Origin of the sequence: Brevundimonas sp. (assembly GCF_032107865.1) — a bacterium.
GTDB lineage: Bacteria > Pseudomonadota > Alphaproteobacteria > Caulobacterales > Caulobacteraceae > Brevundimonas.
Window position 1 is genome coordinate 1 of the sequence record NZ_DAMCNG010000213.1, and the last position, 4439, is coordinate 4439.

Consider the following 4439-nt stretch of genomic DNA (forward strand, 5'->3'; position numbering starts at 1 on the left):
CCTGCAGGGCAAGACCGCCGAGGCCGAAGCCATCCTGCGCCGCGACCTGCCGCCGGAAGCGGCGGACCAGAACCTGCGCTGGCTGGCCGAACGGATGCAGCCGGGGCAGCCGCCCTCTCCTGCCGTCGCCCCCGCGCTTACTGAGGCGTCGCCGACGGCGCGGACGTGGTCGTCGTTGCAGGGCGGATAGGTTCAACCGCTCAAATACTGCTGTCATCCTCGGGCTTGACCCGAGGATCGGACCATCCGCCCACGCCTCGTTGGACAGGTCACGCGCGCCGCCACGCTCGATCCTCGGGTCAAGCCCGAGGATGACGGCGGGATGGAGCAAGGCCCACGCGACCGAGGAAGAGGCCTAGCCTCTCTTCACCTTCCGCCCGCGAACGCCTATCTTCATCCCGTGATCGACGATCTCTACAGCGCGCGCATTCTGTCGCTGGCGGCCAACCTGCCGCACAGCGGGCGCCTGCCTGCGCCCGAAGGCTCGGCCGAGCGGGTCGCCAAGCTGTGCGGGTCCAAGGCCATCGTCGACGTGACGTTGGACGCGGACGGCCGCGTCAGCGACTTCGCCCAGACGGTCAAGGCCTGCGCCCTGGGTCAGGCGGCGGCGGGCGTAGTCGGAGAGAACATCCTCGGCGCATCGGCTCATGAGATCGAGGCCGCGCGCGACGCCATGTCGGCCATGCTGAAATCCGGCGGCGACGGCCCCGAGGGCCGTTTCGAGGGTCTGCGCGTTCTGAAGCAGGTCGCCGACTATCCGGCTCGCCACGCCTCGACCATGGTGGCGCTGGAGGCGACGCTGGACGCCGTGAAGCAGGCGTTGGCCAAACACCACAGCGATACGCGAACTCGCCTCGCCGGCGCGGCCTGAACGGCGCGTCGGTTGATCCCCCTGCCGTGAAGAGGGATAAGCGCGACGAACCCGAAACAGAGCCCCCGGCGAAGGGACAGATGTCTCTCTACGAACGCAGCGTCCGCGCGGCCCATCGGGGCTATAAGCTGACGCTGTCCCCCCTGATCGGCCAGCAGTGCCGGTTCATGCCGACCTGTTCGGATTACGGGCGCGACGCCCTGATCCGGCACGGTCCGGTGCGGGGGGGATGGCTCACCGTGCGGCGCCTCTGTAAATGCCATCCCTTCGGCGGTTCGGGCTATGATCCTGTTCCGCCCGCCAAGTCTGAAAAAGAACGACCGTCATGATCGAACTGAAATTCCCCGACGGCGCCGTGCGTCAGTATCCGGCCGGCTCGACGGGCCGCGACGTGGCCGCCGCCATCTCGCCCTCGCTGGCCAAGAAGGCGGCCCTGGTCGTCTGGAACGGCGAGCAGCGCGACCTGGACCGCGTCATCGACGGGAACGGCGACTTCCGCCTGCTGATGCGCGACGATCCCGAGGCGCTGGAGACCATCCGCCACGACGCCGCCCACGTGCTGGCGCAGGCAGTGCAGGAGCTGTTCCCCGGCACCCAGGTCACGATCGGCCCAGCCATCGAGGACGGCTTCTATTACGACTTCGCCCGCGACGAGCCCTTCTCGACCGACGACTTCCCGAAGATCGAGAAGAAGATGGCCGAGATCATCGACCGGGGCGCCCCGCTGGAGCGTCAGGTCTGGAACCGCGACGAGGCCATCGCCCACTTCGAGACGCTCGGCGAAACCTATAAGGCCGAACTGATCCGCGACCTGCCGGGCACGGAAACGATCACCGTCTACAAGCAGGGCGAGTGGGCCGACCTGTGCCGGGGGCCGCACTTCCCGACGACCAAATTCGTGGGCAAGGCCTTCAAGCTGACCAAGCTGGCGGGCGCCTATTGGCGCGGCGATTCCAACCGCGCCCAGCTTCAGCGTATCTACGGCACGGCCTGGGCGAGCAAGGAAGACCTGGACGCCTATCTGCTGCGGATCGAGGAGGCCGAGAAGCGCGACCACCGCAAGCTGGGCCGCGCCATGGAGCTCTTCCACATGCAGGAAGAGGGCCGCGGCATGGTCTTCTGGCACCCCAAGGGCTGGGTGCTATGGCGCGTGCTGGAGGCCTATATGCGCCGCCGTCTGGACGCCGCCGGATACGTCGAGGTCAAGACGCCCCAGGTGCTGGACCGCAAATTCTGGGAGGCCTCGGGCCACTGGGACAAGTACCGCGCCAATATGTTCGTCTGCGAGACGGTCGAGGGCGAGACGCTCAGCCTCAAGCCGATGAACTGCCCCGGCCACGTGCAGATCTTCGATCAGGGTCAGCGGTCCTATCGCGAACTGCCGCTGCGCATGGCCGAGTTCGGCGCCTGCCACCGCTATGAGCCGTCGGGTTCGCTGCACGGCCTGATGCGGGTGCGCGGCTTCACCCAGGACGACGCCCACATCTTCTGCCGCGAGGACCAGATCGTCGAGGAGACGGCCGAGTTCATCAAGCTGGCCTATTCAGTCCACGCCGACCTGGGCATGGAGACCAAATACATCAGCCTGGGCACCCGCCCCGAACTGCGCGCCGGCACCGAGGAGTTCTGGGACAAGGCCGAGGCCCAGATGCTGGAAGCCGCCCGCGCCGCCGGAACCGAGCCGGTCGTCACCGAGGGCGACGGCGCCTTCTACGCGCCCAAGCTGGACTTCATCGTCAAGGACGCCATCGGCCGCGAATGGACCTGCGGCACGATCCAGCTGGACTATGTCCTGCCGGAACGTCTGGATGCGACCTACATCGCCGAGGACGGTCAGAAACACCGTCCGGTCATGCTGCACCGCGCGATCCTGGGCAGCTTCGAGCGCTTCATCGGCATCATGATCGAGAACTACGCCGGGGCCTTCCCGCTGTGGCTGGCGCCGACCCAGGCCGTGGTGGCGACCATCACTTCGGACGCCGACGGTTACGCCGAGGAAGTTCTGGCCAAGTTCCGAGCGGCGGGTCTGCGCACCGAGATCGACCTGCGCAATGAGAAGATCAACTACAAGATCCGCGAGCACTCGGTCGCCAAGGTGCCCGCCATCGCCGTGGTCGGCCGCAAGGAGGCCGAGGAAGGCAAGGTCGCCATCCGCCGCTTCGGCTCCCAGGCCCAGACCATCGTCACGGTGGATGAGGCCATCGCCATGCTGACGGACGAGGCCCTGGCGCCGGATCTGAAGCGCATCCGCGACGGCGTGGCCTGATATGACAGCCGGGAGAAGGCCTCGCGCCTTCTCCCCTCGCCCGTCTCGGGCCATAAGCCTGTCATGGCCACCACCCTCTACATCGACGCCGACGCCTGCCCCGTGAAGGAGGAGGTCTATCGCGTGGCGCGCCGCTGCGGCCTGAAGGTCTTCGTGGTGTCCAACGCCTGGATTAACACGCCGCGCGAGCCGCTGATCGAACAGGTCGTCGTCGACGCCGGTCCGGACGTGGCCGACGACTGGATCGCCGAGCGCGCCCAGCGCGGCGACATCGTCATCACCGCCGACATTCCGCTGGCCGACCGGGTGCTGAAATCGGGCGCACAGGCGCTGAAGTCGAACGGCCAGCCGTTCACAGCGGACTCCATCGGATCAGCTTTGGCCGGGCGGATGATCGGCGAGCATTTGCGCTCCATGGGCGTGCCGACCAGCGGGCCGGCGCCCTTTTCCGCCGCCGACCGCTCGCGCTTCCTGCAGGCGCTGGACGCCGCCGTCGTGCGAGCGCGCAGAGAGGCGTCAAGCGAGGCGTCATGAGCCGCATTCTCGAGGGCGAGCTTGAGTTCCGCTTCTTCCGCGCCGGCGGACCGGGCGGGCAGAACGTCAACAAGGTCTCAACCGCCGTGCAGATGCGGTTCGACGTCAAGAACTCGCCCAGCCTGACCGAGCCGGTGAAGGCGCGGCTGATGAAGCTGGCGGGCAGCCGCCTGACGCTGGACGGGGTGATCGTCATCAGCGCCGTTCGCTTCCGCACCCAGGAGCGCAACAAGGCGGACGCCGTCGAACGGCTGGAGGCCATGGTCGCCGAGGCCTCGATCAAGCCGGTCTATCGCGTGCCGACCCGGCCGACGCGCGCATCGAAGGAGCGTCGGCTACAGGCCAAGTCCAGCCGCTCTTCGATCAAGAGCGGGCGCGGAAAGCCGTCGCTGGACTGATCAGTCCTGGGCCGGGCGGAACAGCAGGGCCGCGATCTGGTCCTGGTCGTCGAAGGCGATGACCCAGTCGGTGGCCTGCTTCTCGAACACCACGCGGAACATGTCGGCCCCGCTCTGCTGGCCGCGATGCTCGACCGTTTTCAGCGCGCCGAACTGCTGGATCAGGGGCGCCACCGCGCCGGACTGGGCGCGGATCTGCTCGGCCATGTCGGTGCTGAACACCGCATAGTCGATCTGATTGGTCTGGAAGGCGGCGATGACTCGGCGCAGGGCCTCTTCCGAGCGGGCGATATCCGGCGCCTGGGCGGCGGGACCGGCGACCGGCGGCGATGCGGGCGGGGCCGAAGCGGCGGGCGCATCGTCCTCGAAG

General features: G+C 67.9%; 6 protein-coding genes and 1 pseudogene. 6 read left to right on the forward strand and 1 reads right to left on the reverse strand.

Annotated elements, in window-relative coordinates:
- The 6 genes and pseudogenes from RT567_RS13960 to arfB all read left to right on the forward strand — a co-directional run.
- Positions 1-190: pseudogene (locus RT567_RS13960) on the forward strand (hypothetical protein); the annotation flags it as partial.
- 210 nt (positions 191-400) lie between these two features.
- Positions 401-871 carry an iron-sulfur cluster assembly scaffold protein gene (locus RT567_RS13965; RefSeq protein ID WP_313576885.1) on the forward strand — a complete coding sequence of 157 codons (471 nt, stop codon included), beginning with the start codon at positions 401-403 and terminating at the stop codon, positions 869-871.
- A gap of 80 nt (positions 872-951) precedes the next feature.
- Entirely contained in the window at positions 952-1200 is a 249-nt protein-coding gene (gene yidD, locus RT567_RS13970) for a membrane protein insertion efficiency factor YidD (protein WP_087140330.1), read from the forward strand.
- On the forward strand, positions 1197-3137 hold the full coding sequence (gene thrS / locus RT567_RS13975) for a threonine--tRNA ligase (RefSeq protein ID WP_313576886.1): 1941 nt from the start codon (positions 1197-1199) through the stop codon (positions 3135-3137). The genes yidD and thrS overlap by 4 nt, the downstream gene beginning before the upstream one ends.
- Before the next feature lie 63 nt (positions 3138-3200).
- Positions 3201-3671 (forward strand): YaiI/YqxD family protein, encoded by a 471-nt coding sequence (locus RT567_RS13980; RefSeq protein WP_313576887.1) that lies wholly within the window; start codon positions 3201-3203, stop codon positions 3669-3671.
- A complete protein-coding gene (gene arfB, locus RT567_RS13985) occupies positions 3668-4069 on the forward strand; it encodes an alternative ribosome rescue aminoacyl-tRNA hydrolase ArfB (RefSeq protein WP_313576888.1) in 402 nt (133 codons plus the stop codon). The genes RT567_RS13980 and arfB overlap by 4 nt, the downstream gene beginning before the upstream one ends.
- On the opposite strand, the gene RT567_RS13990 is transcribed toward arfB, so the two are convergent.
- Positions 4070-4439 (reverse strand): hypothetical protein (locus RT567_RS13990; protein ID WP_313576889.1); only part of this gene is annotated, 370 nt, incomplete at its 5' end. It abuts the gene before it with no gap.